Genomic DNA, 25,226 nt, shown 5'->3' on the forward strand with positions numbered 1-25,226 from the left:
CGCCCGGAGGACCCGGGCGGGGCTTATTGTCGCAAAGAATCGGGCGTTATGCTGCGCCGAGTTTCTTCAGTTCCTCGTCACGCAGCTCGCGGCGCAGGATCTTGCCAACGTTGGTAGTCGGCAGGCTGTCGCGGAACTCCACGTCCTTGGGCACCTTGTAAGCGGTCAGCTTGTCGCGCATGTGAGTCTTGACCTGTTCGGCGGTCAGCTGCGCACCCGGCTCCCTGACCACGAACACCTTGATCGCCTCGCCGGACTTGTCGCTGGGAACGCCGATGGCTGCGCATTGCAGTACACCCGGGATCGCCGCCATCACATCTTCCAACTCGTTGGGATAGACGTTGAAGCCGGACACCACGATCATATCCTTCTTGCGGTCGACGATGCGCATGTAGCCGTCTTCCTGGATGATGGCGATATCACCGGTCTGCAACCAGCCGTCCGCGCTAAGCACTTCATCGGTAGCCTCCTGCCGCTGCCAATAGCCCTTCATCACTTGCGGGCCCTTGACGCACAACTCGCCGCGCTCACCCACCGGCAGCTCCTGACCATCGTCATCAATCACCTTGCACAGAGTCGAAGGGACCGGGATACCGATGGTGCCCAGTTGCGTGGCATGGGTCGGGTTGACCGAGACCACCGGACTGGTTTCAGTCATGCCGTAGCCTTCGGACACCTCACAACCCGTCACCTTGTGCCAGCGCTCGGCGGTAGCCTGTTGCAGGGCCATGCCGCCGGACAGGGTCAGCTTCATGCCGCTGAAGTCCAGTTGACGGAACTGCTCGTTGTTGCACAGGGCGGCAAACAGGGTGTTAAGACCAACAAAGGCGCTGAAGCGGTACTGCTTCATTTCCTTGACGGTCGCCGGGATATCCCGCGGGTTGGTAATCAGAACGTTCTGCCCTCCCAGCAGCATGACCGACATGCAATGGAAGGTGAAAGCGTAGATGTGATAGAGCGGCAGCGGACAGATGATGACCTCTTCGCCCTCTTTCATGTTCTCCGGCATCATCACCTTGCACTGCAGCATATTGGCCAGCAGGTTGCGATGCGTCAGCATGGCCCCTTTGGCCACGCCGGTGGTGCCGCCGGTGTATTGCAGCACAGCGGTATCTTCAGCGCTGGGATTGGCTTCACGGAAGTCGGCCTTGGCACCGACCTTCATGGCCTTGGTGAAAGGCACCGAGCCGGGAATGGACCAGGCAGGAACCATCTTCTTCACATGCTTGACCACCGCGTTGACCAGCACCCGCTTGAGCGGCGGCAGCATGTCGCCGACCTCGGTCACGATGACGTGTTTGACGCCAGTCTTCGGCACCACTTCCTCCGCCAGGTGCGCCATGTTGGCCAGGCAGACCAGCGCCTTGGCACCGGAATCGTTGAACTGGTGTTCCATTTCCCGGGCGGTGTACAGCGGATTGGTGTTGACCACTACATAGCCGGCGCGCATGGCACCGAACACGACGATGGGGTACTGCAACACGTTCGGCAGCTGTACGGCGATACGGTCGCCCGGCTGCAGACCGGCATGGGTCTGCAGGTAGGCAGCAAACTCACCTGACAGGTGATACATTTCGCCCCAGGTAATGGTCTTGCCGAGGTTGGTAAAGGCTGGCCTGTCGGCGAAACGCTCGCATGAATCCTTGAGGACCGCCAGAACATTGGGGTATTGATCAGGATTGATCTCGGTGGGAATGCCCTCCGGATACTTGTCGGTCCAAAAACTCGCGTGCATGAATACCCCCTGTAATGCGTCCGGTTGCAATTACCGCTGCTATTGTATTTTGGTTATCGAAGCTCTGGCCTCGGCTGGCCTAGCCAGTCCGGGATGGTGCGGTGAGCCCCTACTATCAGGCAGAATCAGGTTTCGACCTTTTGTGAATATTTCATCCATTCCGGTCGAAAAGTGGCTGCAGCCTAACAGCTTTTTTGGGCTCAGGCCATAGCGCGGAAGTGATCCGAAGTGACGGAGAAAAGCGGGACGAGAAGGACAAAAACCGACTGATCAGTCAGCCGGTTTTTGTATTCGACAATCAATGGAAAGTTACTGGTCGCGCAATTCCCGACGCAGGATCTTGCCAACCGGACTCATGGGCAGCGAGTCGCGGATCTCATAATGCTTGGGTACCTTGTAGCCGGTGAAATTGGAGCGGCAATAGGCTTTCAGCTCCTCCACCGTCAGATCAGCGACCGAGGGCACGACAAACAGCTTCACTGCCTCGCCCGACTTCTCGTCCGGTACTCCGATCACCGCTGCGCTGGCCACCTTGGGGTGAGCCGAGACTACATCTTCAATCTCGTTGGGGTAGACGTTGAAACCGGACACAATCACCAGGTCCTTGATCCGGTCCACGATGCTGACGAAGCCGTCCTCATCGATCACGGCAACATCACCGGTCTTGAACCAGCCATCGGCATCCATCGCCTCGGCAGTGGCTTCGTCGCGCTGCCAGTAGCCTTTCATCACTTGTGGCCCCTTGACGCATAACTCGCCGCGCTCACCCAACGGCAGCTCGACGCCATTTTCATCAATCACCTTCACCGCCGTGCCGGGTACCGGCAAACCCACGGTGCCCAGTCTCGCCAGGCCATCCCCGGGACTGGAGCAGACCACCGGTGAACACTCGGTCAAGCCATAGCCTTCACCGATACCGCTGCCGGTTCTGCTCTGCCAGCGCTCGGCCGTCGCCTTGACCAATGCGGTGCCGCCGGAGGTGGTGCTCTTGAGTCGGGTGAAATCCAGCTCGTCGAACTCCGGATGCTCCATCAGCGCGACGAACAGCGTATTCAGCCCGACGATCGAAGAAAACTGCCACTTCTTCAATTCCTTGATGAAGCCCGGGATATCACGCGGATTGGTGATAAGCACGTTGTGGTGCCCGGCCAGCATCATGCACATGCAATTCACGGTAAACGCGAAGATGTGGTACAGCGGCAGGGGCGCGATGATTACCTCACCGCCGTCGGGCAGCAACCGCTGGCCGTCCTGGCCCAGCTGCTGCAGGTTGGCATGCACCTGCAACATGTTGGCCACCAGGTTGCCATGGGTCAGCATGGCGCCCTTGGCCACCCCGGTGGTGCCGCCGGTGTATTGCAGTACGGCAATATCATCCAGCGTGCGGGTGACCGGCATGGGCGACAGGTTCTGGCAACGAGCCAGCGCCTTCTTGAATGACACCGCCTGTGGCAGACGATAGGTCGGCACCATTTTCTTCACATGCTTGACCGCGGCATTGATCAGCAGCCCCTTGACCGGCGGCAGCATATCGCCCATGCGCGCCTCGAACAGGTACTTGATCTCGGTATCAGGCAGCACTTCCTGCACCAGGTGGCCGAACAGGTTCATGTAGATCAACGCACGCGCACCGGAGTCGGTGAACTGATGGCGCATTTCCCGGGCGGTGTACAGCGGGTTGGTATTGACCACCACCAGCCCAGCGCGCATGGCGCCGAAGACGGCGATGGGAAACTGCAACACGTTGGGCATCTGAATGGCGATACGGTCGCCGGGTTTGAGGTCGGTATAGTTCTGGATGTAGCTGGCGAAGGCTGCGGATTGGCGTTCCAGCTCACCGTAGCTCAGGGTTACCCCCATGTTGGTGAAGGCCGGCGTGTCGGCATGCTGCGCGCAGGACGATTCGAATACTTCGATGATTGAATTGAACTGACTCAGATCAATATCGTGAGCCACCCCCGGTGGGCGTTTGTCATTCCAGAATGATGCTTCCATTTTAATCCTTCTCTCCCGTTGGGGCGCTGACTGTCAGGCCAGGCACCTGCGCTGTTATTATCCAAGCCAAAATTACCAGCAATAGCAAAAAACACAAAACCGCGTTCTGTTTCATCAATTGTCTGAATACGGTTGCATGTCAACCCAGACACTATCGGAGTTTTTCCATGTCCATGCTAGAAAACCGCACCTACGATGAAGTCCGTGTAGGCGACACCGCCAGTGTCAGCCATATCGTCAGCGAACGGGACCTGATTCTGTTTGCCACTGTTTCGGGAGATGTGAATCCGGTGCATCTCGACCAGCAGTTTGCCGAGACCACCCCGTTCAAGGGCCGCATCGCCCACGGCATGCTGTCGGGCGCGCTCATCTCCGCCGCGATCGCCTGCGAGCTGCCCGGGCCGGGCACTATCTATATAGGCCAGGAGTTGAACTTCCTGCGGCCGGTACGTCTTGATGATGAGATCCGCATTGAATTGGAAGTACTGGAAAAGCTGCCGAAGAACCGGCTGAAGATTGCCACCCGCGTGATCAATCAGGATGGCAAGAAGGTGGTGGACGGCGCGGCAACCGTGATGGCGCCCACCGAGAAAGTGCGTCTGGAGCGCACCCAGTTGCCCGAGGTCAGCTACTGATCTGCTCTACAAACGACAAGGCCGCCATCAGCTGAGCGGACGGCGGCCTTGTTCATGAACCGAGATCGTCAGATTCGGCTCTGGGCCTCCTTGGCCAGCTCTTCGGTGGAACGCTTGCGGGTGCGAATCCAGCTCGCCGCGATGGCGATGATCAACACCAGCCCAACCACACCCAGCATCGGATAGACGGTACCCACCAGCTTGGTGAAGCCGACCTGGCTCAAGCCCAGCCCGACCACCGTGAAGATGGCACTCAAGACTTTGAAGCGCTTGGTTTCTGGAGCAGCAAAACGGGCGCTGAAGGCAAAGAACATCCCGACCGCCGTACTGTAGATCATGGCGACCAGCGCCAGGGACAGGAGCACCGCCAGCCATGGATGAATATTCTGCGCCAGCATCAGTGTGGGGATCTCGATACCCTGCAGCTTGTCCAGGTTGGCAAACAGGCCGATGCTCAACAGGATGATCAGAAAGCCCAACCCCAAACCTCCTACCACACCACCGCGCCCAGCCGCTCTCGGCGATTTGGTCAGGCCGCCGATGACTGCCAGCATGGGAAAGCCCACGGCGATATTGAAGGATGCGTAGAGCAAGCCACTCAAGGCCCAGTGCGATACTTCAGCGCCAAGGAAGGTGATGACCGGTACTTCAGTTGCCGCCTGGTTCAGCTCTTCGGTAGAACCGGTGCTGGTGACAATGGAGTAGACCATGATCGCCAGAACCAGAATCAACAGGAACGGCATAACCGCACTGATCAGGTTGATGATGCCCTTGACGTTCAGACACAGGGTGCCGATCACCAGCACGGTCATCAGGACGGAACCCACCAGCGGGTCCAGACCAAACTGCTGGGCGAGGGTCGAGCCCGCGCCAGCGAGCATGACCACACCCACGCCGTACAGAAAGAACGACAGAATAAGATCGACGACAAAACCCGCTTGCTTGCCGAAAATGATGTAGAGCACCTGCTTATGCGATCCGGCCTGCATGATGGAGCTGATGCGGGCGATCTGCATGCCCAGGAAGGCAAAAAGCACGGCTGATACAACCGATCCTGCAACCCCGGCAATACCGTAACCGGTGAAGAATTGCAGCACTTCGTTACCGGAGGCAAAGCCGCCACCGATAACCACGGACATGTACGCCAAGGCAATTTGCCAAGAGTTTTTGTTCATCTTACTTATCTCAACTTGTTAGATTTATAGGTTGTCGGGCCGCGTTATTTCAGGCAGTGCGGCAACTACTGACATTTCGACCAGAATATCCGATTCGCACATTCCGGCCTCTACAGTGGCTCGCACGGGGGCGACGCCCTCAGGCAGCCAGCGATCCCACACGGCATTCATGCCGGCGAAATCACGAGCGATATCCTTCAGGTAGATAGTTACCGAAAGGATATGCTGTTTGTCACTGCCCGCCTCGGCGAGCAGCTTTTCTATTTCCTGCAGGGTCTCCTGCGTTTGCTGTTCGATACCTGCGTCCATGCTCTCGCCAACCTGACCCGCCAGATAGACGGTGCCATGGTGGATGACGATCTGGCTCATCCGGTTGTCAGTGTGCAGTCGCTGGATGTGCATGTTGGTCAACCTCTTTGTTATCGCCGTAGCGCGATATGTCGAATCCGGCAGTGCTGATCGCCGAAGGCTTTTTCGCCATCATATCAGCCAGCAGGCGCGCCGAGCCGCAGGACATGGTCCAGCCCAGGGTGCCATGACCGGTATTCAGGAATAAATTGCGATAGCGGGTTTTGCCGATGATCGGCGTGCCATCGGGCGTCGCCGGGCGCAGGCCGGTCCACAGGTCGATGGTCGAAGTATCCGCGCCTTCGGGGAACAGATCCTCGACGATCATTTTCAGGGTTTGCCCTTTGCGTGGGTCAATCTTCAGATCGTAGCCGCGAATTTCCGCCATGCCACCGACGCGGATGCGGTTATCGAAACGGGTAATGGCCACCTTATAGGTCTCGTCCAACATGGTGGATACCGGAGCCATGTCCGAATTGGTGACCGGCACGGTGATCGAGTACCCCTTGAGCGGGTAGATCGGCGCAGTGATTCCCAGAGGGGCCAGCATGTGCGGACTGTAGCTGCCCAGCGCCATGACATAGCTATCGGCGGTTTCCAGCTTGCCATCGACCCAAACGCCATTGAGGCGATCACCGGCGTAATCCAGACGTTCGATGTTCTGGTTGAAGCGGAACTCCACGCCCAGTTCGCGCGCCATTTCGGCAATGCGGCGGGTAAACATCAGGCAATCGCCGGTCTGATCATTGGGCAGGCGCAGGCCGCCGCTCAGCTTATGTGCCACTTTGGCCAGCGCTGGCTCAGCCGAGGCCAGGGTGTTGCGATCCAGCAGTTCGTAGGGCACTCCCATCTGTTCAAGTACCGCGATGTCCTTGGCCGCGCTATCAAGCTGGGCCTGGGTTCGGAACAATTGAGTGGTGCCGCGCTGACGCCCTTCGTATTGAATGCCGGTTTCGGCGCGCAGCTCGTCCATGCAGTCACGACTGTATTCGGACAAGCGGACCATGCGCTCCTTGTTCACGGCGTAACGCGCGGCAGTGCAGTTGCGCAGCATGCGCGCCATGAACAGATACTGATTGATATCACCGGTCGGCTTGATGCTCAGCGGCGCATGCTTCTGCAACATCCATTTAATAGCCTTCAAGGGCACACCCGGTGCGGCCCAGGGCGATGCGTAACCGGGGGAGATCTGCCCGGCGTTGGCGTGACTGGTCTCTTCCGCCACGCCAGACTGGCGGTCGATCACGGTCACTTCGAACCCTTCCCTGGCAAGATAATAAGCACTGGTGGTGCCTACAACACCACTACCAAGAATCAGAATACGCATCATGAAACTCCTCGCCTCTACCGGGCTTATCGCAGTGACCGGGATTATAGGAGAGCCACAACAGTTGAATTCACTATTTAATCCGCTATATTTGGCGTTAATTTTCGTTCAATTAGCCAAAGGTCTAGTCAGATCCCCCAATGAGAACCAAACATCGTGCCCAGCGAGAACTCGATCGCATCGATCGCCAGATCCTAAGAGAACTGCAGGAAGAAGGCCGTCTCGCCTTTACCGAACTGGGTGAGCGCGTGGGTCTGTCCACCACGCCCTGCACCGAACGGGTCCGCCGGCTGGAACGCGAAGGCGTGATCATGGGCTACAGCGCCCGCCTGAATCCCGCCCATCTGGAAGCAGGTTTGCTGGTCTTCGTGGAGATAAATCTGTCCTACAAATCCGGCGACATCTTCGAGGAGTTCCGCCGTGCGGTACTCAAACTGCCCCACGTTCTGGAATGCCACCTGGTCTCGGGCGATTTCGACTACCTGATCAAGGCTCGCATCAACGAGATGGCGTCCTACCGCAAACTGCTTGGCGACATCCTGTTGAAACTGCCGCACGTGCGCGAGTCGAAAAGCTACATCGTCATGGAAGAAGTGAAGGAATCGCTGGCACTGCCAGTGCCGGAACAGTAGGCCGCTGCCTCATCGCAGCGACCTGTGTAAAGACTGACAGGCGGGATTGTTCAGGGCGACTGCTCGATAATGCCCAGCGCCTTCAGCCCCGCCAACTGCTCGGCGCTCAATCCCAGGCGCTCACGCAATACCGCTTCGGTATCCTGCCCCAGCATCGGCGCCGGCCGCTGATATTCCACCGGCGTCTCGGACAGCTTGATCGGGCTGCCCACCATGGTGAAGTCCGGATTGAGCGGATGAGGCATGTTGACCAGCATGTCACGAGCCTGGACCTGCGGCTCCTCCAGCGCCTGGGCAATATTGTTGATGGCCCCCACCGGTACCTTGACCGCATGGATCTTCGCTACCCATTCATCGGCCATGCCGCCGAGAAAATGGGCCGCCAGAATATCCACCACCTGCTCCCGGTTGCGAACCCGGTCCGCATTACGGATAAAGCGGGGGTCCGCCGGCAGTTCTGGCAGACCGATGGCATCACACAGAGCCACGAACTGGGAGTCATTGCCACAGGCGATGATGAAGTCCCGGTCGGCCGCGCGAAAGACCTGATAAGGCACGATATTGGCGTGTGCATTGCCATAGCGCCCCGGCACCTTGCCCGAGGCCAGGTAATTCATGCTCTGGTTGGCCAGGGTCGCTACCTGTACATCCAGCAATGCCATATCGCAATGCTGGCCGCGCCCGGTCTTTTCCCGGTTGATCAATGCCGCCTGGATGGCAATGGTAGAGTACAGCCCGGTCATCAGGTCAGAGAAAGCCACCCCGGTCTTCTGCGGCCCACCACCGGGCAGATCGTCGCGCTCACCGGTGATGCTCATCAACCCACCCAGGCCCTGGATGATGAAATCGTAGCCCGGCTCTGCAGTCCGCGGCCCGGTCTGACCGAAGCCGGTGATGGAGCAGTACACCAGACGCGGATTGATCTGCGCGAGGGTCGCGTAATCCAGCCCATATTTCTTGAGCGAGCCGGCCTTGTAGTTCTCGATCAGCACGTCGCAATCGGCCACCAGCGCCCGTACCAGCTCCTGGCCTTCGGCACTGGCCAGGTCAATCGCAACCGACCGTTTGCCCCGGTTGGCTGATTGGTAATAGGAGGCTTCGGCCGTCCATTCCCCAGTGCTGTCCTTCATCCAGGGCGGGCCCCAGCCACGGGTATCATCACCGCATCCGGGCCGCTCGACCTTGATTACCTCAGCTCCGAGATCGGCCAGAATCTGACCACACCATGGCCCAGCCAGCACCCGGCTCAGATCCAATACCCGTATTCCAGTCAGCGCACCCATTCAGTTTTCCTGTTGCCATGAAGCCAGCGACTTCGTTCCCAACGAATTCCGCAGTATGGGCGCGCACCGCACCCCTGAAGTACTGCGGTTTGATCATTCTGTTTGACCAGACTCTAACACTGCGCAGCGACGGCTGGCTCACAGTTCCGTGCAACAGGGCTCGAAGCCGGCCCGAAGCAGATCATTGAATGGAGTTTCGCTATGCAGTATAAAATTCCGTATTCCGCGATAATCATAGTTTCGCCGGCAAGCTGAGTAAAGCAGCAGACCCCTCTCGCAAGGCTATAGCCCCGAGCGCCGGTATATTTACCTGCTTTTCTGACGAACTCGTGTTTCACTGTGCAGTATTTGATTTTGTTTTGTTGATATTTCATGAAAGCTGGAGATAACATGCGTGCCAGTCACAATCCGCCGACAAGCAATTTGAATGAACAGGCTTCAGATGCAGACGCCTTCGATGCACAGATGCTCGATCCGTTGAGCGCCTTTGACGAGGCGCCCAAGGACCGCCATTTCGTCACGGCCTTGGCGCGTGGAGTTGAGATCCTGCGGTGCTTTACCCCGCGGGAAACGCTGCTGGGCAATCAGGATCTGGCCACGAAAACCGGTTTGCCCAAGGCAACGGTCACGCGGCTGACGCATACGTTGACCCGGCTTGGCTGTCTGAAGCGGCAAGTGCAGACAGGCAAGTACCAGTTGGATGTGGGCGTGATGGGCATTGGTTATGCGCTGCTGTCGAACCTGTCGGTGCGCGCCTCCTCCCATCCGCTGATGGAAGGAATGGCCGCTTATGCGCAGGCGTCGGTGGCAATGGCAGCCAGAGACCGGCTACAGATGGTTTATCTGGATGTGGCCTACGGCAAGGCCAACATGAGTACGCGCCGGCACATAGGTACCTATCTGCCGATGCACCTGACCTCGATGGGTCGGGCGTGTCTGGCAGCAATGCCGGAAAACGAGCGGGAATTCATTCTCGATCACCTGCGGGCCACGCACCAGGACGACTGGCCGATGATCCGCAAAGGGCTGGAGCGCGCGTTCAGGGATTACGCGGATTTCGGCTATTGCATGTCGATTGGCGAATGGCAGCGGGACATCAATTCCGTGGCCGTCCCCATGATCCATGCGCAACACGGCCTGCTGGCTTTCAACTGCGGCGGCCCGAGCTTTCACCTGCCTCGAGAGAAGCTCGAGGAGGACATCGGACCGCGTCTGGTGAACATGGTAAACAACATAGAGGCTGCCACCCGCTGACGTAGCTCCGGGTGACGGATCTCTGGATAACCAGCCTGCCGGGCAGGCTACTGAGGAGAGCATATGATTCGTGATCCGGAAACACTGCAGATTCTGCTGGATTCCATCCATCAATTCGTCAATCAGGAATTGATTCCCCGGGAACATGAAGTCGCCGAGACCGACAGCATTCCCGCGGATATCGTCCAACAGATGAAGGACATGGGCTTGTTCGGTCTGACCATTCCCGAGGAATACAACGGGCTGGGCGTGACCATGGAAGAAGAAGTGAATATCGCCTTCGAACTGGGTCGCACCTCTCCCGCGTTCCGTTCCTACATCGGCACCAACAATGGCATCGGCTCCATCGGCATCCTGCTGGATGGTACCGAAGAGCAGAAAGCCCATTATCTGCCAAAGCTGGCCGCCGGTGAGTACCTCAGTTCCTTCTGCCTGACCGAGCCCGATTCCGGTTCCGACGCCGCCTCACTGAAGACCGCTGCCGTGCGCGACGGTGATGACTACGTGATCAATGGCACCAAACGCTTCATCACCAACGCCCCGCATGCCGGTATCTTCACCGTCATGGCCCGCACCAATCCCGAGATCAAGGGCGCCGGCGGCATCAGCTCCTTTATCGTCGAGCGGGGCACGCCGGGTCTGACCATCGGTAAACCGGACCAGAAGATGGGCCAGAAAGGCGCCCATACTGCCGATGTGATCTTCGAGAACGTACGGGTGCCGGCAGCCAATCTGATCGGCGGCAAGGAAGGCGTCGGCTTCAAGACCGCCATGAAGGTACTCGACAAGGGCCGCCTGCACATCGCCGCACTGGCTGTCGGCGCCGCCGAGCGGATGCTTGCCGATTCGCTGCAGTACGCCGTCGAACGCAAGCAGTTTGGTCAGCGCATTGCCGACTTCCAGTTGATCCAGGGTATGCTCGCCGACAGCAAGGCCGACATCTATGCCGCCCGCTGCATGGTGCTGGACGCCGCTCGCAAGCGTGACGAGGGGCGGAACATCAGTACCGAAGCTTCCTGCGCCAAGATGTTCTCCACCGAAATGTGCGGCCGGGTCGCCGACCGCGGCGTGCAGATCCACGGTGGCGCCGGCTACATCAGCGAATACGCCATCGAGCGGTTCTACCGCGATGTGCGCCTGTTCCGTCTGTATGAAGGCACGACGCAGATCCAGCAGGTCATTATCGCCCGCAACATGATTCGTGACGTCCAGGGCTGAGTAGCCCTATAGCGATTCAAACCGGAGCCAAGCTCCGGTTTTTTTATGCCTGCAGAGTCAAGCGAGTGGCGCTGCCTGCAGGCTCCGCCGCACAAAATCGGTGGTGAGATCCGGCTGGGTCAGCGGCAGCATATGCCCACCATCAATCAACTCCAGCTCCACACTTGGCAGCCGCTCGACCATGGCTTGGCCTTGCTCCTGCGGATCAAGAATCCGGTCGTCACGTCCATACAGAATCCGGATCGGCAACTGCAGATCGGTATACCGCTGCTGCATCTGCGGCAGCACTTCCTCCAGCGCCACCAGATCCCGTGACGCCGCCACGAAATGGCTGGGTCGCAGCCCCAGCGCCCCGCCTCCCCTGATCGGAAAATCTGCAGGTACCGCCTCCGGCCCGAATACGATATCCAGCACCTGCTTACGCCGACGGATAGCCATGGGCACCATCAATGTCCAGGCGAACAGCTTGCGCAGCCAGGATTGACGAATGGCCAATGCAGCAAAAGCTGACGAGGGGCCACCGGGAGGCATATGGGTCAGCGGCGCGATCAGCGCCAACCCGCGTAGCTTCTGCGGATGGCGCAGCGCTGTGGCCAGGCACACCGCTCCGCCCAGCGAGTGGCCGACCAGCAGGGGCTTATCCAGTTTAAGCGCATCGATTAACCCTGCTATCACATCCGCCTGGACCACCACAGACGCAGAGGCATGATCCGGCCGTTCTGAATAGCCACTGCCGGGCCGATCGATCGCCACTACCCGGTAATCCCTGGCCAGCTCGCCAAGCATCCGGTAGGAGAAGTTCTGCGATACTCCGCTCAGGCCATGCACCAATAACAGGGTCTGCGCGCCATGACCCTGCTCGATATAGTGGATACGGTTGCCCATGATGGTGGTGAAGCGCCCTTCCGCAGGCAAGCCCAGCTCCACCCGGCGGGCAGTCATGACAGTGAAAATAAACAGCCCGGCCGCGACCAGCACCACCAGACAGAACAACGCAATCAACAGATAACCCATGTGCGTTTCACTTCCCTTTTTATGTACGTTGTCATCAGCGCTGGGCACCGGGCATTCTGGGCAATAGCCGCCAATAGCTGACCGGCATCAAGCGCTCCAGCCAGGACAATATCAGCGCATCGTTACCGACAATCACGCGCGCTTTATCCCGCATAATCCCCTTGAGAATGATTTCCGCTGCCTTAGCTGGCGGCATACGCAGTAACTTGGCCGCACGATCCAGCTGGATTTGCCGCTCCTGTTCGCAGGCGCCTTCAGGCCCTCTGGCGCTGTTCGCAATCGAAGTGGCAATCCCACCCGGATGCACCACTGTTACTCCCACCGGGCTGCCGGCCAACTCCTCGCGCAACGCATTGGAAAAGCCCCTGACGGCGAACTTGCTGGCGCAGTAGGCGCTTTGCCCAGCAGGTGCGATCAGCCCGAACAGGCTGGATACATTGACGATACGCGCCGCTGGCCGTTGCCGCAGCAGCGGCAGGAAGGCCCGCGTCATACAAACCACCGCATCGAAGTTGATTGCCATCAGCCAATCGAAATTCTCTACCGATAGCTGATCGAAGTGCCCGCCAAGGGCCACACCCGCATTGTTGATCAGCAGGTCCACCTGCCCATGGCCGGCGATAACCTGTTCGGGTAAAACCGCGATTGCACTTCGATCTGCTACATCAAGCGGGTGCTCGGTGACGTTGACGCCACTATGTCGTGCTTGCTCCGCTGTTTCGCGCAGGTTGTTGGCATTGATATCCACCAGCGCCAGATGGCAACCCTCACGAGCCAGTGCCAGAGCCAATGCTCGACCAATCCCACTGCCCGCCCCCGTCAGTACCGCTATGCATCCCTGGATTTTCATATTTGGTTTTCTTGTTGGTTTTATTGAAGTTGCAACACGCCGTCATCCAGCTTGCCGTACTGGATAATGTACTTGTCCGCCAGGTAGTTCTGACTCACCTGCCAGCATGGCCGATCACCCTGTTTGGGTAGTATCTCTGCAGCACGCTGCACATAGCCGGAGGTGAAATTCAGAAACGGCAGCTCCGCCACCGCCGGATCACGGGGCGCCACCGCTATACGCGCACCTTTCTTGTCCATATGGCGCAACAGCCGGGCCATGTAATTGGCGGTCAGTTCCGCTTTCAGCGTCCAGGATGCGTTGGTATAACCGAAGGTAAGAATCAGGTTCGGCACATCGCTGAGCATCATGCCCTTGTAGGCCATGCAGTCACCTGGGTTGACCGTCTTGCCATCCACCAGCACCTGCACATCGCCCATGCTGTTCAGCTTCAACCCGGTCGCGGTCACGATAATGTCCGCCTCCAGTTCCTGCCCGGAGCTGAGCTGTATGCCCTGGGCGGTAAAGCAGTCGATGGTATCGGTGGCAATGTCGATCTGCCCGGCGCGGAGCATGTGAAACAGATCACCGTCCGGCACGGCACACACCCGTTGATCCCAGGGGTTGTAGCTGGGCGAGAAATGCTTGATGTCCACCGCCGAGCCGAGCTGGCGTTGCAGCAAATGCAACAGATAGGCCCTGACCCGTTGGGGCTTGTTGCGGGCGAGCCGGTAGAAGTACTGACCGAGCAAAACGTTCTTCCAGCGGGTCAGATGGTAGGCCAGCGGCAAGGGCAGCCAGCGTTGCAGGCGCTGGGCAACCCCATCCACCAATGGCCGGGAGACGACATAGCTGGGTGAACGTTGCAGCATGGTCACCTGCGCGCCCTGCTCGGCCAACGCCGGCACCAGGGTCACCGCCGTGGCGCCGCTCCCGATAACCACCACGCGCTTACCCCGGCAATCCAGATCTTCCGGCCAGAACTGCGGATGGATGATCTGCCCGGTAAACTCCGCCTCGTTGGGAAACTCGGGACGGTAGGCCTCGTCGTAGCTGTAATAGCCCGAGCAGAATGACATGAAGCGCGCCTGCAACTGCTCATCGCGCTGCCTGCCAGCGGCGTCGGTTACCCGAACGAGCACCGTCCACAAGGCCTGCTCACTGCACCAGCTGGCCGAGACCACCTGATGACCAAAGCGGATGTTATGAGTAACGCCCGCCTCGTCAGCAATATCCTCGATATAACGCTTGATGTCTGGCCCATCAGCTATTGCCTTGCGCCCGACCCAGGGCTTATAGCTGTAGCCCAGGGTATACATGTCCGAGTCCGAACGAATCCCCGGATAACGGAACAGATCCCAGGTTCCACCAATGGCCTGTCGTCGTTCGAGAACCAGATAACGCTTGTCCGGGCATTTGTCGATCAATGCCCGAGCGGCGCCGATACCGGACAGACCAGCCCCGATAATCAGTACATCCAGCGGCGCTGGTTGGAATTGTTCTTGTAATTTATTCATGCTGAGCATCCCTGAAGCCTGTTGACAATCTATATTGTCAGCTATGATCTGACAATATAGATTTTCAGAACAGATCATGACTGCAGACACCACAGGCAAACGCTACCGGGGATCGGCGACAGCGGAGCGGCGTGCGCTGCGCCGCCAGCAGTTGATTGATGCCGCCACCGAAGTCTATGGCGAGCATGGTTACCGTCATTCAGGCGTAAAGCAGGTGTGTGAAGCGGCTGGCCTGACCCAACGTTACTTCTATGAATCCTTCAATCACAGTGATGAGTTGCTGCTTGCCTGCTATGAACAGGCCACGCGACGTTTGCGCGAACGCAACCTCGCCGCTGCCAAGGCGGCAGGCGATGACCCAGTGGCGCGCAGCCGCGCCATGCTTGGCAGTTACTTTCAGGCGTTGAAGGATGAGCCGAATGTGGCGAGATTGCTGCTGGTGGAGATTCGCGGCATCAGCCCGGCAGTGGACCAGGCTATCGAAGATGCGCTGCGCGCCAGCACCCATGACATGACCCTGGCACTGGCAAAACCCGGTCAGCAGTTCGACCGCATGCTCCAGGCAGGTATTCTGGGTGGCGTCATCCACATCGCACTGTACTGGATGGCCAGCGGCTATGCCCAGCCGGTGGAGGTGGTGACCGAGACCACGCTGAAGATCGGCGCGTCCCTGTTGCAATAAGCCCAGAAACAACTACCCCCGCCATGGGCGGGGGTAGTTGTTTGGATCAAGCTGAAACAGCTCGAGCGATCAGACCCGTTCGAAAACGGTAGTGATGCCCTGACCCAGACCGATACACATGGTCGCGATACCAACGGTACCGTTGTTCTGCTTCATCACGTTCAGCAGGGTGCCGGAGATACGCGCACCGGAGCAGCCGAACGGGTGACCCAGGGCAATGGCGCCGCCGTGCAGGTTGACCTTCTGGTCCATCTGGTCGAGCAGCTTCAGATCCTTGAGCACCGGCAGAGCCTGCGCCGCAAAGGCTTCGTTCAACTCGACATGGCTGACGTCATCCATGGTCATGCCAGCGCGCTTGAGCGCTTTCTTGGTCGCGGGAACCGGACCATAGCCCATGATCGACGGATCACAACCGGCGACAGCCATGGAACGGATGACCGCCAGCGGCTCCAGACCCAGGGCCTTGGCGCGCTCGGCAGACATGACGATCATGCAGGAAGCACCATCGGTAATCTGCGAGGAAGTACCCGCCGTCACCGTGCCACCTTTCGGGTTGAACGCAGGACGCAGGGCGCCCAGGCTTTCCATGGTGGTTTCCGGGCGGATGGTTTCATCCTCGGTGAACACCCGCAGGAAGCCGTTCTCGTCGTGGCCTTCCATCGGGATGATTTCATCCTTGAAGTTGCCCTCGACGGTGGCCTTGTGCGCCAGTTGGTGCGAACGCACACCGAACTGATCCTGCTGCTCGCGGGTAATGCCGTGCATCTTGCCGAGCATTTCCGCGGTCAGACCCATCATGCCGGCAGCCTTGGCGGCATACAGCGACAACGCCGGGTTCGGATCAACGCCGTGCATCATGCCAACGTGACCCATGTGCTCGACACCGCCGATCACAAATACATCACCGTTGCCGGTCATGATGGCCTGGGCGGCGGTGTGCAGTGCGCTCATGGACGAACCACACAGACGGCTGACGGTCTGGGCCGCACTGGTGTGGGGGATCGGGGTCATCAGCGATGCCATACGGGCGATGTTCCAGCCCTGCTCCAGGGTCTGGTTAACACAGCCCCAGATAACATCTTCAACTTCTGCCGGGTCGATTTTCGGGTTACGCGCCAGCACACCAGTGATCAGCTTGGCTGACATGGTCTCGGCACGGACATTGCGGTACATACCACCCTTGGATCGGCCCATCGGCGTGCGGCCAAAGTCGACAATTACAACGTCTCTTGGATTGAGGCTCATAAATTCACTCTCGCTCTGTACGTTCCGCGGTTAACCGAAGAATTTCTTGCCGGTGGCAGCCATTTCACGCAACTTTTCAGTCGGGTGGTACATGGGGCCAAACTCGGCGTATTTGTCAGCAATGGCCACAAACTCGGCCAGACCAATGGTGTCGATATAGCGCAGCGCGCCGCCCCGGAAGGGAGGGAAGCCAATGCCGTAGATCAGGCCCATATCGGCGTCGGCAGCAGACTCAACAATGCCATCTTCCAGGCAGCGAACGGTTTCCAGACACAGCGGAACCATCATGATCTCGATGATTTCTTCATCGGTCAGCTCACGCTGTTCCTGCACGATAGGCTTGAGCAGCTCGTAGGCCTCGGCATCGACAACCTTCTTCGGCTTGCCCTTCTTGTCCACTTCGTAGGCATAGAAGCCCTTGCCGGTCTTCTGACCCAGGCGGTTGGATTCATACATGACGTCGACCGCGGTCTTGGTCTTGTCTGCCATACGATCCGGATAACCTTCGGCCATCACGTCACGGCCATGGTGACCGGTGTCCATGCCAACCACGTCCATCAGATAGGCCGGGCCCATGGGCCAGCCGAATTTTTCCATGATCTTGTCGACGCGCTGGAAGTCGGCACCCATACCGATCAGACGGGCAAACCCGCCGAAATACGGGAACAGTACGCGGTTGACCAGGAAGCCCGGGCAGTCATTGACCACGATCGGCGTCTTGCCCATTTTCTTGGCGTAGGCAACGGTGGTAGCCACGGCCTTCTCGCTGGACTTCTCGCCACGGATCACCTCAACCAGCGGCATCATGTGTACCGGGTTGAAGAAGTGCATACCAACGAAGTTTTCCGGACGCTTCAGCGCCTGGGCCAGGTAGGTAATGGAGATGGTCGAGGTGTTGGAGGCGATGATCGCGTCTTCGCGTACGTGCTGCTCCACTTCGGCCAGAACGGCGTGCTTGACCTTGGGGTTCTCGACGACCGCTTCGACCACGATATCAACGTTGCCGAAATCGCCGTAGGACATGGTCGGGCGAATGGCATTCAATGCCGTAGCCATCTGCGCAGGCTTCATCCGGCCCTTCTCGACGCGCTTGCCGAGCAGTTTGGCGGCTTCGTCCAGACCCAGCTGGATGCCTTCCTCGCGGATATCCTTCATCAGGATCGGCGTGCCCTTGGAAGCGGACTGATAGGCGATACCGCCACCCATGATACCCGCGCCCAACACCGCAGCCAGTTTCACGTCGCCAGCTTGCTTGTCGTACTTCTTGGCCTTGCTCTTGAGCGCCTGATCATTCAGGAACAATCCCACCAGCGAGGCAGCCACAGTGGTCTTGGCCAGCTTGGCGAAGCCAGCAGCCTCAACTTCCAGAGCCTTGTCGCGGCCATGGTTGGCGGCTTTCTGGATGGTCTTGATCGCTTCAACCGGCGCCGGGTAGTTCGGGCCAGCCTGACCGGCAACGAAACCCTTGGTGGTTTCGAAAGCCATCATCTGCTCAATGGTGTTGAGCTTGATCTTTTCCAGCTTGGGCTGACGCTTGGCGCGGAAATCCAGCTCACCGGCAATGGCGCGGCGCACCATGTCCAGCGCCGCATCACGCAGCTTGCCATCGGCAACCACAGCGTCCACAGCGCCCACTTTCAGCGCATTGTCGGCACGCTGTTCAGCGCCACCGGCAATCCATTCAACGGCGTTGTCCACACCAATCAGACGCGGCAGGCGGACGGTGCCACCGAAACCGGGATAGATACCCAGCTTGGTTTCCGGCAAGCCGATCTTGGTGCTCTGCGCCATGACGCGGAAGTCGCAAGCCAGGCACATTTCCAGACCACCACCCAGCGCCAGGCCATTGATGGCAGCGACTGTGGGTACGTTCAGGTCTTCGAAAGCATTGAAAATGCGGTTGGTTTCCAGGTTGGCAGTGACCAGCTCCTCTTCGGACAACTGGAAGGCCTGGACGAATTCGGTGATGTCGGCACCCACGATGAAGACATCCTTGCCACTGGTGACAATGACGCCGGTGATGCTGCTGTTGGACTGGATGCTGTCAACGGCCGCCTTGAGCTCGGCGAGGGTGGCCTGATTGAACTTGTTGACCGACTCGCCCTGCAGATCGAACCGCAGTTCGGCGATGCCGTCTTCAAGGATTTGAACCGTGATGGCTTTACCTTCGTAAATCATCAACTGATCTCCACGCTGTGAAAGCAGATGAGAAAACACCACCCAGCCGTTCTGCCGGACGGTGTCATGATAGTTCCCGACTACACTGGAATGATGCCTGACCAGGCAAAATTCATACGCTCGTTTGATTCGGGTACGCACACCTTCATGGAAAACCGCGCCATTGTCAATCTGCCACATTGGCATGACAGCAAAAAAACGGCGACAAGCTGCCCGGCGTCAGATATCAGCGATGGCGCTCAGGCTGCCCGAGCCTCCGCTTTCAGCGGCGCCAGCGCGGCGACAAGCTGGTTCAGTACCGCCGCATCATCCGGCTCTCGCCAATAAACCACTACTGACAGGCTTTGCCGATCAATACCACGGACCTGCGGTGGCAGTTGGTCCAGCACTTCCAGGCATCCCGGTGTTGCCGCCGAGCCGTTCAGCCATGACCAATTACCGTCGGCATCGCGGCGGCAACTGAATTCTCGGTCCAGTGGCGCGCGCTCCAGGGGCATACGGTAGGCAATGCAACCCTCCAGCTGGTTCACCCGTTGTGCCTCTCGCAGCCATTCGACGGCAAAGCCGCAGCGTCTGGCCTGCTCGCGCAATCGGTGCAGATGACGCTCACGGCCACGCGGTAGCAGCTTCGCCAGATTGGAAATCAGGATTGCCGCTACCAGGCCGACTATTACCCAGGTGATCATCGGTTTTTTGCCCCATTCGGGTGAAGAATCAAGTATTTGATCGGCCTTCAGTCATTCACTGTAGACCTCCAGCCAAAGACTGCTAAGATCAGCGAAAAGCAAGGAGAGAACCCGCATGCTCTACTCACATGTGCTGGTCGCGGTTGACCTGATCGACGAATGTCGCGCCGTGGCGGATCACGCCCGACAACTGGCCCAGGCACTGGATGCCAAGCTGACCATTGTCCACGTCGTTGAACCCTTGGCCATGGCCTATGGCGGCGACGTTCCCATGGATCTGTCCATGTTGCAGCAACAGCAGTTCGAGCAGGCCCGCGAACGCATGCAACTGTTTGCCGGCGATTTCGGTCTGCCCACCGAACAGCTGCAGATCGCCTTCGGCCATCCCCGTCAGGAAATCCACCGCGTGGCGACTGAATACGGTTGTGATCTGATCGTGGTCGGCAGCCATGGCCGTCACGGGCTGGCGCTGCTGCTCGGCTCCACCGCCAACGACCTGCTGCACGGCGCCCCCTGCGATGTCATCGCTGTGCGCCTGCACAAGAAAGAAGCCAGCTGACACCCCGCCACCTCGCACAGATAACAAGGGCGCCGATTCCCGTAGGAACGGCGCCCTGGCTTAGCCCTCCATATCCTCCAACTCAGCCCAGCGCTCCAGTGCCTGGTCCAGCTCGCCCTGTTTGCTCTCCAGAGCCGCGAGTACAGGCGCCGTCTGTTCGTGGGCCTGCAGATAGAACTCGGGATCGCTGACCTGCTGCTGCAAGGCTTCCAGTTCCGCCTCCAGCTTTTCCAGCAGCGCCGGCAAGGCATCCAGTTCCCGCTGCAACTTGTAGCTCAGCTTGGTCTTGGTTTTTGCCGCTGGCGCCTTGGCCGGTTCAGGCTCGACCGCGGACTCGGTCGGAGCTGGCGACTCGTTTACATCGTCGCCCCACTCCGCCAGCAATTCGACCTTGCCGCCCTGGCGCAACCAGTCCGCATAACCACCTACATACTCACGAACGTTGCCGTGGCCCTCAAACACCAGGCTGCTGGTGACCACGTTATCCAGGAAGGCCCGGTCGTGGCTGACCAACAGCACGGTGCCATCGAAACCGGCCAGCACTTCTTCCAGCAAGTCGAGGGTTTCCACGTCCAGGTCGTTGGTCGGCTCGTCCAGTACCAGCACGTTGGCCGGTTTGCTGAACAACCGCGCCAGCAGCAAGCGCGCCCGCTCGCCACCGGACAGGGCCTTGACCGGCGTGCGCGTACGCTCGGGCGAGAACAGGAAGTCGCCCAGATAGCTGATCACATGCCGGCGCTCGCCATTGATCTCGATGAAATCGCGCCCCTCTGAAAGGTTGTCGATCACTGTCTTTTCCAGATCCAGCTGGCCACGCAACTGATCGAAGTAAGCCACTTCCAGCTTGGTACCGTGCTTGATAGTGCCGCTGGTGGGCTCGAGCTGGCCGAGCATCAACTTCAGCAAGGTACTCTTGCCGGAGCCGTTGTTGCCGATCAGACCGATACGGTCGCCACAGATGACATTGGTACTGAGGTTGCGCACCAGCGGGCGCTGACCCGGCCAGGCGAAATTGACCTGATCCAGCTCGATGACGCGCTTGCCCGAGGCATCGGCCGTTTCCATCTGGAAACTGGCTTTGCCCTGACGCTCGATGCGCCGAGCGCGCTCATCGCGCATGGCCTTGAGCGCCCGCACGCGACCTTCGTTACGGGTCCGCCGGGCCTTGATGCCCTGGCGGATCCATACTTCTTCCTGCGCCAGCTTCTTATCGAACAGCGCATTGGCCGTGGCTTCCGCCGCCAGCTGCTGCTCCTTGTGTTCGAGAAAGCTGCGGTAGTCGCCCTGCCAATCGATCAACTGACCGCGATCCAGCTCCAGAATGCGCGTGGCCAGCGCCTGCAGGAACTGACGGTCGTGGGTGATGAACAGCACTGCACCGCGAAATTCCAGCAGTACCTGTTCCAGCCAGGCAATGGTGTGGATATCCAGATGGTTGGTCGGCTCATCGAGCAGCAGTACATCCGGCTCACCGACCAGCGCCTGAGCCAGCAGCACCCGGCGACGCCAGCCGCCGGACAGCTCGGCCATGGTCTTTTCCGCCGGCAGGCCCAGGCGCGTCAGGGTGGTTTCAACCAGTTGATTCAGGCGCCAGCCATCCTTCGACTCGAGTTGACCCTGCACTTTCTCCAGCTGCGCCAATTCCGCCTCGCCCATCTCGCCATGTACCAGGCGGTGATACTCGGCCAGCAGCTCGCCGACGCCTTCGAGGCCAGCAGCCACAACGTCATATACCTTCATCTGCCCCGCTTCGGGCAATTCCTGAGGCAGCTGGCCGATTTTCAGCCCCGGCGCGAACCACAGCTCGCCCTCATCCGCCGGCTGTTCGCCGGTAACCAACCGGAACAGGCTGGACTTGCCAGCCCCGTTACGGCCGATCAGGCAAACCCGTTCACCACGATCGAGTTGGAAGCTGACCTTGTGGAGCAACGGATTCAGACCGTAGGCCAGGGAAACATCGGTAAAGGAAAGCAGCGCCATATAACACCTTTTGAGCAATCAGGCCGGCATTCTACCTGCCGCCGACCACAGCTGCATGTTTATTGCCGCTCATGGCTTTGAAGCCTCTCGGCAAACGGCTAAGCTGGAGAGCACCAGCCCACGACGGGCACCTTCGAAAACAGAGCCTTGCGCCCACCCGGGCAGGATGGTCAATGCGTCATATCGTGAAAAAACATTTTGTCAGATCCACCGGCCTGCTGTGCAGCTTGCTCATGCTGGCCGGCCTGCCGGTGCAGGCCGATCGCCTCAGCGACCAGCGGCTCCAGTACGATCAAGCCCAGAGCGCTCTGGCGCGGGGCGATCACGCGCAGTTTCAACGCCTGAAAGCAAACCTGAGCGATTACCCCCTCTATCCCTACTTGCTGCTGGAATCCCTGCGCAAGCGCCTCGACCACGCGCCGCATCAGGAGATCGAGCAGTTCCTCACCGCCCATGGCGACCTCCCTGTCGCCCGCGGCTTGAAACAGAACTGGCTCCAGCGTCTGGCCAAAGAGCAGGATTGGGAGCGGCTGCGTCGGCATGTGGATGCCGACTCGCTCACCGCCGAGCTGGAGTGCCCGCTGGTCATGCAGATGTGGCGTGAGGGCCGTACCGAGCAGGCCATGCAGCGTACCCGCGAACTCTGGACCGTGGGCCAGTCCCAGCCGAATGCCTGCGATCCGCTGTTCCAACGCTGGATGACTGCAGGTGGCCTGACCGAGGATATCGCCTGGGAGCGCATACGCGAAGCCCTGCTGTATCGCCAGGACGGCCTGGCCAAGTATCTGACGCGATATATGCCGAGCCAGACCGCACTGGCAGAACGCTTCGTCGCCACTGCCAGCGACCCCAAGCTGCTCAATCAATTCAGCCGCTACCAACCGAGCGCCAGCCAGCCGCTGGACAAGCTGACCGAGATGGTTACCGTCGCCCTGCGTCGCCTCGGCCGGGATGCCCCTGACGCAGCCCTCGCCCTGTGGCCGCACTATCAGCAGTTGCCGTTCACCGAGGAACAACGCCTGGCGCTGACCCGGGACATCGGGGTGCGGCTCGCTCGCCGGCATCAGCCGGAAGCGCTTCCCTTCATGGCCGCCAATGATCCGCAGATGAAGGACGACACCATCACCGAATGGCGCGCCCGGCTCGCCCTGCGCACCGGCCGTTGGAACGCCGTGCAGGATCTGACGCGCAGCATGCCCGACCATCTGCAGCAGCACAGCCGCTGGCGTTACTGGCAACTGCGCAGTGCTCAATTGGCCGACTCGGATACCGGCGACCTGCTGAGCGACTATGCGCAACTGGCAGGGGAAAGGGATTTCTACGGTTTTCTGGCAGCCGAGCGTAGCCGTCAGCCCTACGCCACCAATCACCAGCCGGTGCCCATCGAGCCGCGCGCCGCCGCTCGGGTTCAGGATACTGCCGGTATTATTCGCGCCCGGGAATTCTTCGCCCGTGGCGAGTATGTGAATGCCCGCCGCGAGTGGTACCACGCCGAGCGTCTGTTCAGCCGCGAGGAACTGATCGCCCAGGCCGCGCTGGCACGTCAGATGGATTGGTACTTCCCGGCGATTCGCGGCATCAGCAAGGCGCAGCACTGGGACGATCTGGAGATCCGCTTTCCGCTGGCCTATCGCGATCCCATTATCGAACAGGCGCGGTTACGCCAGCTCAATTCGAGTTGGGTGTATGCCATTACCCGCCAGGAAAGCGGCTTCATGACCGACGCCCGCTCCCATGCCGGCGCCCTGGGACTGATGCAGCTGATGCCGGCCACTGCCCGGGAAACCGCTCAGCGTTATGGCATTCCGCTGGGTAATACCAATGATGTGCTGCTGCCCGAACGCAATATTGCCCTGGGTACCGCTTACCTGTCCCAGCTATACAATCTGTTCGAAGGCAACCGGGTGCTCGCCTCGGCCGCCTACAACGCCGGCCCCGGACGCGTACGCCAATGGACCCGCGACATGCCGGCCTTGCCTTCGGATATCTGGATCGAGACCATCCCCTTCGACGAGACCCGCAACTATGTGCAGAGCGTGTTGACCTATGGGGTGATCTACGGCGAGAAACTGGGAATAAAACAGGCGGTGATGGAGCAGCACGAACGCTACGTGGAATAGCGTAATAGATAAGTCGATAAGCCGGGGTGTAGCTCATCTGTGCTACACCCCGGTACACGCTGCTACTTAGTAGTAGGCGTTTTCCTTGACCGAGTGGTCGGTCACATCACGTACCCCGTTGAGCTCGGGAATCCGCGCGACCAGAGTCTTCTCGACACCTTCTTTCAATGTCACGTCGACCATGCCACACCCTTGGCAACCACCGCCAAACTGCAGCACAGCGATACCACCCTCGACCACATCGATCAGCTTGATTTCACCGCCGTGGCTGGCCAGGCCGGGGTTGATCTCGGTCTGCAGCAGGTAATTGATGCGGTCATTCAGCGGGCTGTCATCATTGACCATGGGCACCTTGGCGTTGGGCGCCTTGATGGTCAGCTGGCCGCCCATGCGATCAGTGGAATAATCAACAACTGCGTCTTCCAGGAAAGGCTCGCTGGTAGCATCAACCCAGACGCGGAAAGCCTCCAGGGCGATCACGGTATCTTCGGGCTTTTCTTCACCAGGCTTGCAATAGGCAATGCAGGTCTCCGCGTAAGGCGTACCGGGCTGGGTGATGAATACCCGAATACCGATGCCATCGGTGTCCTGCTTGGATAACAACTCCGCCAGATAGCTCTGGGCAGCCTCGGTAAGGTGAATGCCTGCCATGAAATGCCTCGTGTTCGATGACTTGATGCGACATAGTGTACGGGATACCCGGCCGCGAATAAAGTCCCACTGTTTTACTTGGTTATTATTCACAAAGCCCCCATCCAGGCAGTCGGGCGCTGCTCAGTGCCAGCCCGGATATGACCATCTGCTTGAATCAAAT

General features: G+C 59.3%; 21 protein-coding genes. 7 read left to right on the forward strand and 14 right to left on the reverse strand.

What is annotated here, in order from left to right:
* Nucleotides 1-46: 46 nt before the first annotated feature.
* A complete protein-coding gene (gene fadD1 / locus BM267_RS10150) occupies nucleotides 47-1,735 on the reverse strand; it encodes a long-chain-fatty-acid--CoA ligase FadD1 (protein WP_074779795.1) in 1,689 nt (562 codons plus the stop codon).
* 309 nt (nucleotides 1,736-2,044) lie between these two features.
* Nucleotides 2,045-3,730 carry a long-chain-fatty-acid--CoA ligase gene (locus BM267_RS10155; protein ID WP_074779797.1) on the reverse strand — a complete coding sequence of 562 codons (1,686 nt, stop codon included), beginning with the start codon at nucleotides 3,728-3,730 and terminating at the stop codon, nucleotides 2,045-2,047.
* A 167-nt stretch (nucleotides 3,731-3,897) separates the two neighbouring features.
* On the opposite strand from BM267_RS10155, the gene BM267_RS10160 reads away from it, so the two are divergent.
* On the forward strand, nucleotides 3,898-4,365 hold the full coding sequence (locus tag BM267_RS10160) for a MaoC/PaaZ C-terminal domain-containing protein (RefSeq protein ID WP_074779799.1): 468 nt from the start codon (nucleotides 3,898-3,900) through the stop codon (nucleotides 4,363-4,365).
* 68 nt (nucleotides 4,366-4,433) lie between these two features.
* Here the strand turns inward: BM267_RS10160 and BM267_RS10165 are convergent, their stop codons facing one another.
* The 3 genes from BM267_RS10165 to BM267_RS10175 are packed head-to-tail and all read right to left on the reverse strand — an operon-like array spanning nucleotide 4,434 to nucleotide 7,215.
* Nucleotides 4,434-5,540: a YkvI family membrane protein gene (locus tag BM267_RS10165; protein WP_074779801.1), complete on the reverse strand. Its 1,107-nt coding sequence runs from the start codon at nucleotides 5,538-5,540 to the stop codon at nucleotides 4,434-4,436.
* A gap of 24 nt (nucleotides 5,541-5,564) precedes the next feature.
* Nucleotides 5,565-5,942 (reverse strand): RidA family protein, encoded by a 378-nt coding sequence (locus BM267_RS10170; RefSeq protein WP_036992274.1) that lies wholly within the window; start codon nucleotides 5,940-5,942, stop codon nucleotides 5,565-5,567.
* On the reverse strand, nucleotides 5,917-7,215 hold the full coding sequence (locus BM267_RS10175) for a D-amino acid dehydrogenase (protein WP_036992586.1): 1,299 nt from the start codon (nucleotides 7,213-7,215) through the stop codon (nucleotides 5,917-5,919). The genes BM267_RS10170 and BM267_RS10175 overlap by 26 nt, the downstream gene beginning before the upstream one ends.
* A gap of 140 nt (nucleotides 7,216-7,355) precedes the next feature.
* On the opposite strand from BM267_RS10175, the gene BM267_RS10180 reads away from it, so the two are divergent.
* Nucleotides 7,356-7,847: an Lrp/AsnC ligand binding domain-containing protein gene (locus BM267_RS10180; protein ID WP_036992276.1), complete on the forward strand. Its 492-nt coding sequence runs from the start codon at nucleotides 7,356-7,358 to the stop codon at nucleotides 7,845-7,847.
* Nucleotides 7,848-7,897: 50 nt separating this feature from the next.
* On the opposite strand, the gene BM267_RS10185 is transcribed toward BM267_RS10180, so the two are convergent.
* A complete protein-coding gene (locus tag BM267_RS10185; protein ID WP_074779803.1) occupies nucleotides 7,898-9,130 on the reverse strand; it encodes a CaiB/BaiF CoA transferase family protein in 1,233 nt (410 codons plus the stop codon).
* Between the two features lie 372 nt (nucleotides 9,131-9,502).
* On the opposite strand from BM267_RS10185, the gene BM267_RS10190 reads away from it, so the two are divergent.
* Both BM267_RS10190 and BM267_RS10195 read left to right on the forward strand, forming a co-directional pair.
* The gene (locus tag BM267_RS10190) at nucleotides 9,503-10,384 is read left to right on the forward strand and encodes an IclR family transcriptional regulator (RefSeq protein WP_074779805.1); all 882 of its coding nucleotides are present in this window, start codon (nucleotides 9,503-9,505) and stop codon (nucleotides 10,382-10,384) included.
* Between the two features lie 63 nt (nucleotides 10,385-10,447).
* Nucleotides 10,448-11,602 carry an acyl-CoA dehydrogenase family protein gene (locus BM267_RS10195; RefSeq protein WP_074779807.1) on the forward strand — a complete coding sequence of 385 codons (1,155 nt, stop codon included), beginning with the start codon at nucleotides 10,448-10,450 and terminating at the stop codon, nucleotides 11,600-11,602.
* Between the two features lie 57 nt (nucleotides 11,603-11,659).
* Here BM267_RS10195 and BM267_RS10200 read toward each other — a convergent pair whose 3' ends face one another.
* From BM267_RS10200 to BM267_RS10210, 3 genes are read right to left on the reverse strand one after another with little or no spacing between them, the layout of a single operon-like run.
* Nucleotides 11,660-12,616: an alpha/beta fold hydrolase gene (locus BM267_RS10200; protein WP_074779809.1), complete on the reverse strand. Its 957-nt coding sequence runs from the start codon at nucleotides 12,614-12,616 to the stop codon at nucleotides 11,660-11,662.
* Between the two features lie 34 nt (nucleotides 12,617-12,650).
* Entirely contained in the window at nucleotides 12,651-13,466 is an 816-nt protein-coding gene (locus tag BM267_RS10205; RefSeq protein WP_074779811.1) for an SDR family NAD(P)-dependent oxidoreductase, read from the reverse strand.
* 20 nt (nucleotides 13,467-13,486) lie between these two features.
* Nucleotides 13,487-14,962 (reverse strand): flavin-containing monooxygenase, encoded by a 1,476-nt coding sequence (locus BM267_RS10210; RefSeq protein WP_074780113.1) that lies wholly within the window; start codon nucleotides 14,960-14,962, stop codon nucleotides 13,487-13,489.
* Between the two features lie 76 nt (nucleotides 14,963-15,038).
* Between BM267_RS10210 and BM267_RS10215 the strand changes: the two genes are divergently transcribed.
* The gene (locus BM267_RS10215; RefSeq protein WP_036992283.1) at nucleotides 15,039-15,644 is read left to right on the forward strand and encodes a TetR/AcrR family transcriptional regulator; all 606 of its coding nucleotides are present in this window, start codon (nucleotides 15,039-15,041) and stop codon (nucleotides 15,642-15,644) included.
* A 69-nt stretch (nucleotides 15,645-15,713) separates the two neighbouring features.
* On the opposite strand, the gene fadA is transcribed toward BM267_RS10215, so the two are convergent.
* From fadA to BM267_RS10230, 3 genes are all read right to left on the reverse strand, one after another.
* Nucleotides 15,714-16,889 (reverse strand): acetyl-CoA C-acyltransferase FadA, encoded by a 1,176-nt coding sequence (gene fadA, locus BM267_RS10220; RefSeq protein ID WP_074779813.1) that lies wholly within the window; start codon nucleotides 16,887-16,889, stop codon nucleotides 15,714-15,716.
* A gap of 30 nt (nucleotides 16,890-16,919) precedes the next feature.
* On the reverse strand, nucleotides 16,920-19,067 hold the full coding sequence (gene fadB / locus BM267_RS10225; RefSeq protein ID WP_074780117.1) for a fatty acid oxidation complex subunit alpha FadB: 2,148 nt from the start codon (nucleotides 19,065-19,067) through the stop codon (nucleotides 16,920-16,922).
* A 239-nt stretch (nucleotides 19,068-19,306) separates the two neighbouring features.
* Nucleotides 19,307-19,753 (reverse strand): hypothetical protein, encoded by a 447-nt coding sequence (locus BM267_RS10230; RefSeq protein ID WP_074779815.1) that lies wholly within the window; start codon nucleotides 19,751-19,753, stop codon nucleotides 19,307-19,309.
* A gap of 115 nt (nucleotides 19,754-19,868) precedes the next feature.
* Between BM267_RS10230 and BM267_RS10235 the strand changes: the two genes are divergently transcribed.
* The gene (locus BM267_RS10235) at nucleotides 19,869-20,312 is read left to right on the forward strand and encodes a universal stress protein (protein ID WP_036992287.1); all 444 of its coding nucleotides are present in this window, start codon (nucleotides 19,869-19,871) and stop codon (nucleotides 20,310-20,312) included.
* Nucleotides 20,313-20,372: 60 nt separating this feature from the next.
* Here the strand turns inward: BM267_RS10235 and BM267_RS10240 are convergent, their stop codons facing one another.
* Nucleotides 20,373-22,292: an ATP-binding cassette domain-containing protein gene (locus BM267_RS10240; protein WP_074779817.1), complete on the reverse strand. Its 1,920-nt coding sequence runs from the start codon at nucleotides 22,290-22,292 to the stop codon at nucleotides 20,373-20,375.
* 173 nt (nucleotides 22,293-22,465) lie between these two features.
* Here BM267_RS10240 and BM267_RS10245 point away from each other — a divergent pair, with 173 nt between their 5' ends.
* Entirely contained in the window at nucleotides 22,466-24,412 is a 1,947-nt protein-coding gene (locus tag BM267_RS10245; protein WP_074779819.1) for a transglycosylase SLT domain-containing protein, read from the forward strand.
* Nucleotides 24,413-24,478: 66 nt separating this feature from the next.
* Here BM267_RS10245 and nfuA read toward each other — a convergent pair whose 3' ends face one another.
* Nucleotides 24,479-25,063, reverse strand: a complete 585-nt coding sequence (gene nfuA, locus BM267_RS10250; RefSeq protein ID WP_036992289.1) for a Fe-S biogenesis protein NfuA — start codon at nucleotides 25,061-25,063, stop codon at nucleotides 24,479-24,481.
* Between the last annotated feature and the right edge of the window lie 163 nt (nucleotides 25,064-25,226).

The sequence above is a fragment of the Halopseudomonas bauzanensis genome, from assembly GCF_900114735.1.
GTDB classification, from domain to species: Bacteria; Pseudomonadota; Gammaproteobacteria; order Pseudomonadales; family Pseudomonadaceae; genus Halopseudomonas; species Halopseudomonas bauzanensis.

Bases quoted from the DNA above. Each gene is read 5' to 3' on its own strand.
- fadD1 (WP_074779795.1), bottom strand. From the start codon at position 1,735: ATGCACGCGAGTTTTTGGACCGACAAGTATCCGGAGGGCATTCCCACC.
- BM267_RS10155 (WP_074779797.1), bottom strand. From the start codon at position 3,730: ATGGAAGCATCATTCTGGAATGACAAACGCCCACCGGGGGTGGCTCAC.
- BM267_RS10160 (WP_074779799.1), top strand. From the start codon at position 3,898: ATGTCCATGCTAGAAAACCGCACCTACGATGAAGTCCGTGTAGGCGAC.
- BM267_RS10165 (WP_074779801.1), bottom strand. From the start codon at position 5,540: ATGAACAAAAACTCTTGGCAAATTGCCTTGGCGTACATGTCCGTGGTT.
- BM267_RS10170 (WP_036992274.1), bottom strand. From the start codon at position 5,942: ATGCACATCCAGCGACTGCACACTGACAACCGGATGAGCCAGATCGTC.
- BM267_RS10175 (WP_036992586.1), bottom strand. From the start codon at position 7,215: ATGCGTATTCTGATTCTTGGTAGTGGTGTTGTAGGCACCACCAGTGCT.
- BM267_RS10180 (WP_036992276.1), top strand. From the start codon at position 7,356: ATGAGAACCAAACATCGTGCCCAGCGAGAACTCGATCGCATCGATCGC.
- BM267_RS10185 (WP_074779803.1), bottom strand. From the start codon at position 9,130: ATGGGTGCGCTGACTGGAATACGGGTATTGGATCTGAGCCGGGTGCTG.
- BM267_RS10190 (WP_074779805.1), top strand. From the start codon at position 9,503: ATGAAAGCTGGAGATAACATGCGTGCCAGTCACAATCCGCCGACAAGC.
- BM267_RS10195 (WP_074779807.1), top strand. From the start codon at position 10,448: ATGATTCGTGATCCGGAAACACTGCAGATTCTGCTGGATTCCATCCAT.
- BM267_RS10200 (WP_074779809.1), bottom strand. From the start codon at position 12,616: ATGGGTTATCTGTTGATTGCGTTGTTCTGTCTGGTGGTGCTGGTCGCG.
- BM267_RS10205 (WP_074779811.1), bottom strand. From the start codon at position 13,466: ATGAAAATCCAGGGATGCATAGCGGTACTGACGGGGGCGGGCAGTGGG.
- BM267_RS10210 (WP_074780113.1), bottom strand. From the start codon at position 14,962: ATGAATAAATTACAAGAACAATTCCAACCAGCGCCGCTGGATGTACTG.
- BM267_RS10215 (WP_036992283.1), top strand. From the start codon at position 15,039: ATGACTGCAGACACCACAGGCAAACGCTACCGGGGATCGGCGACAGCG.
- fadA (WP_074779813.1), bottom strand. From the start codon at position 16,889: ATGAGCCTCAATCCAAGAGACGTTGTAATTGTCGACTTTGGCCGCACG.
- fadB (WP_074780117.1), bottom strand. From the start codon at position 19,067: ATGATTTACGAAGGTAAAGCCATCACGGTTCAAATCCTTGAAGACGGC.
- BM267_RS10230 (WP_074779815.1), bottom strand. From the start codon at position 19,753: ATGATCACCTGGGTAATAGTCGGCCTGGTAGCGGCAATCCTGATTTCC.
- BM267_RS10235 (WP_036992287.1), top strand. From the start codon at position 19,869: ATGCTCTACTCACATGTGCTGGTCGCGGTTGACCTGATCGACGAATGT.
- BM267_RS10240 (WP_074779817.1), bottom strand. From the start codon at position 22,292: ATGGCGCTGCTTTCCTTTACCGATGTTTCCCTGGCCTACGGTCTGAAT.
- BM267_RS10245 (WP_074779819.1), top strand. From the start codon at position 22,466: ATGCGTCATATCGTGAAAAAACATTTTGTCAGATCCACCGGCCTGCTG.
- nfuA (WP_036992289.1), bottom strand. From the start codon at position 25,063: ATGGCAGGCATTCACCTTACCGAGGCTGCCCAGAGCTATCTGGCGGAG.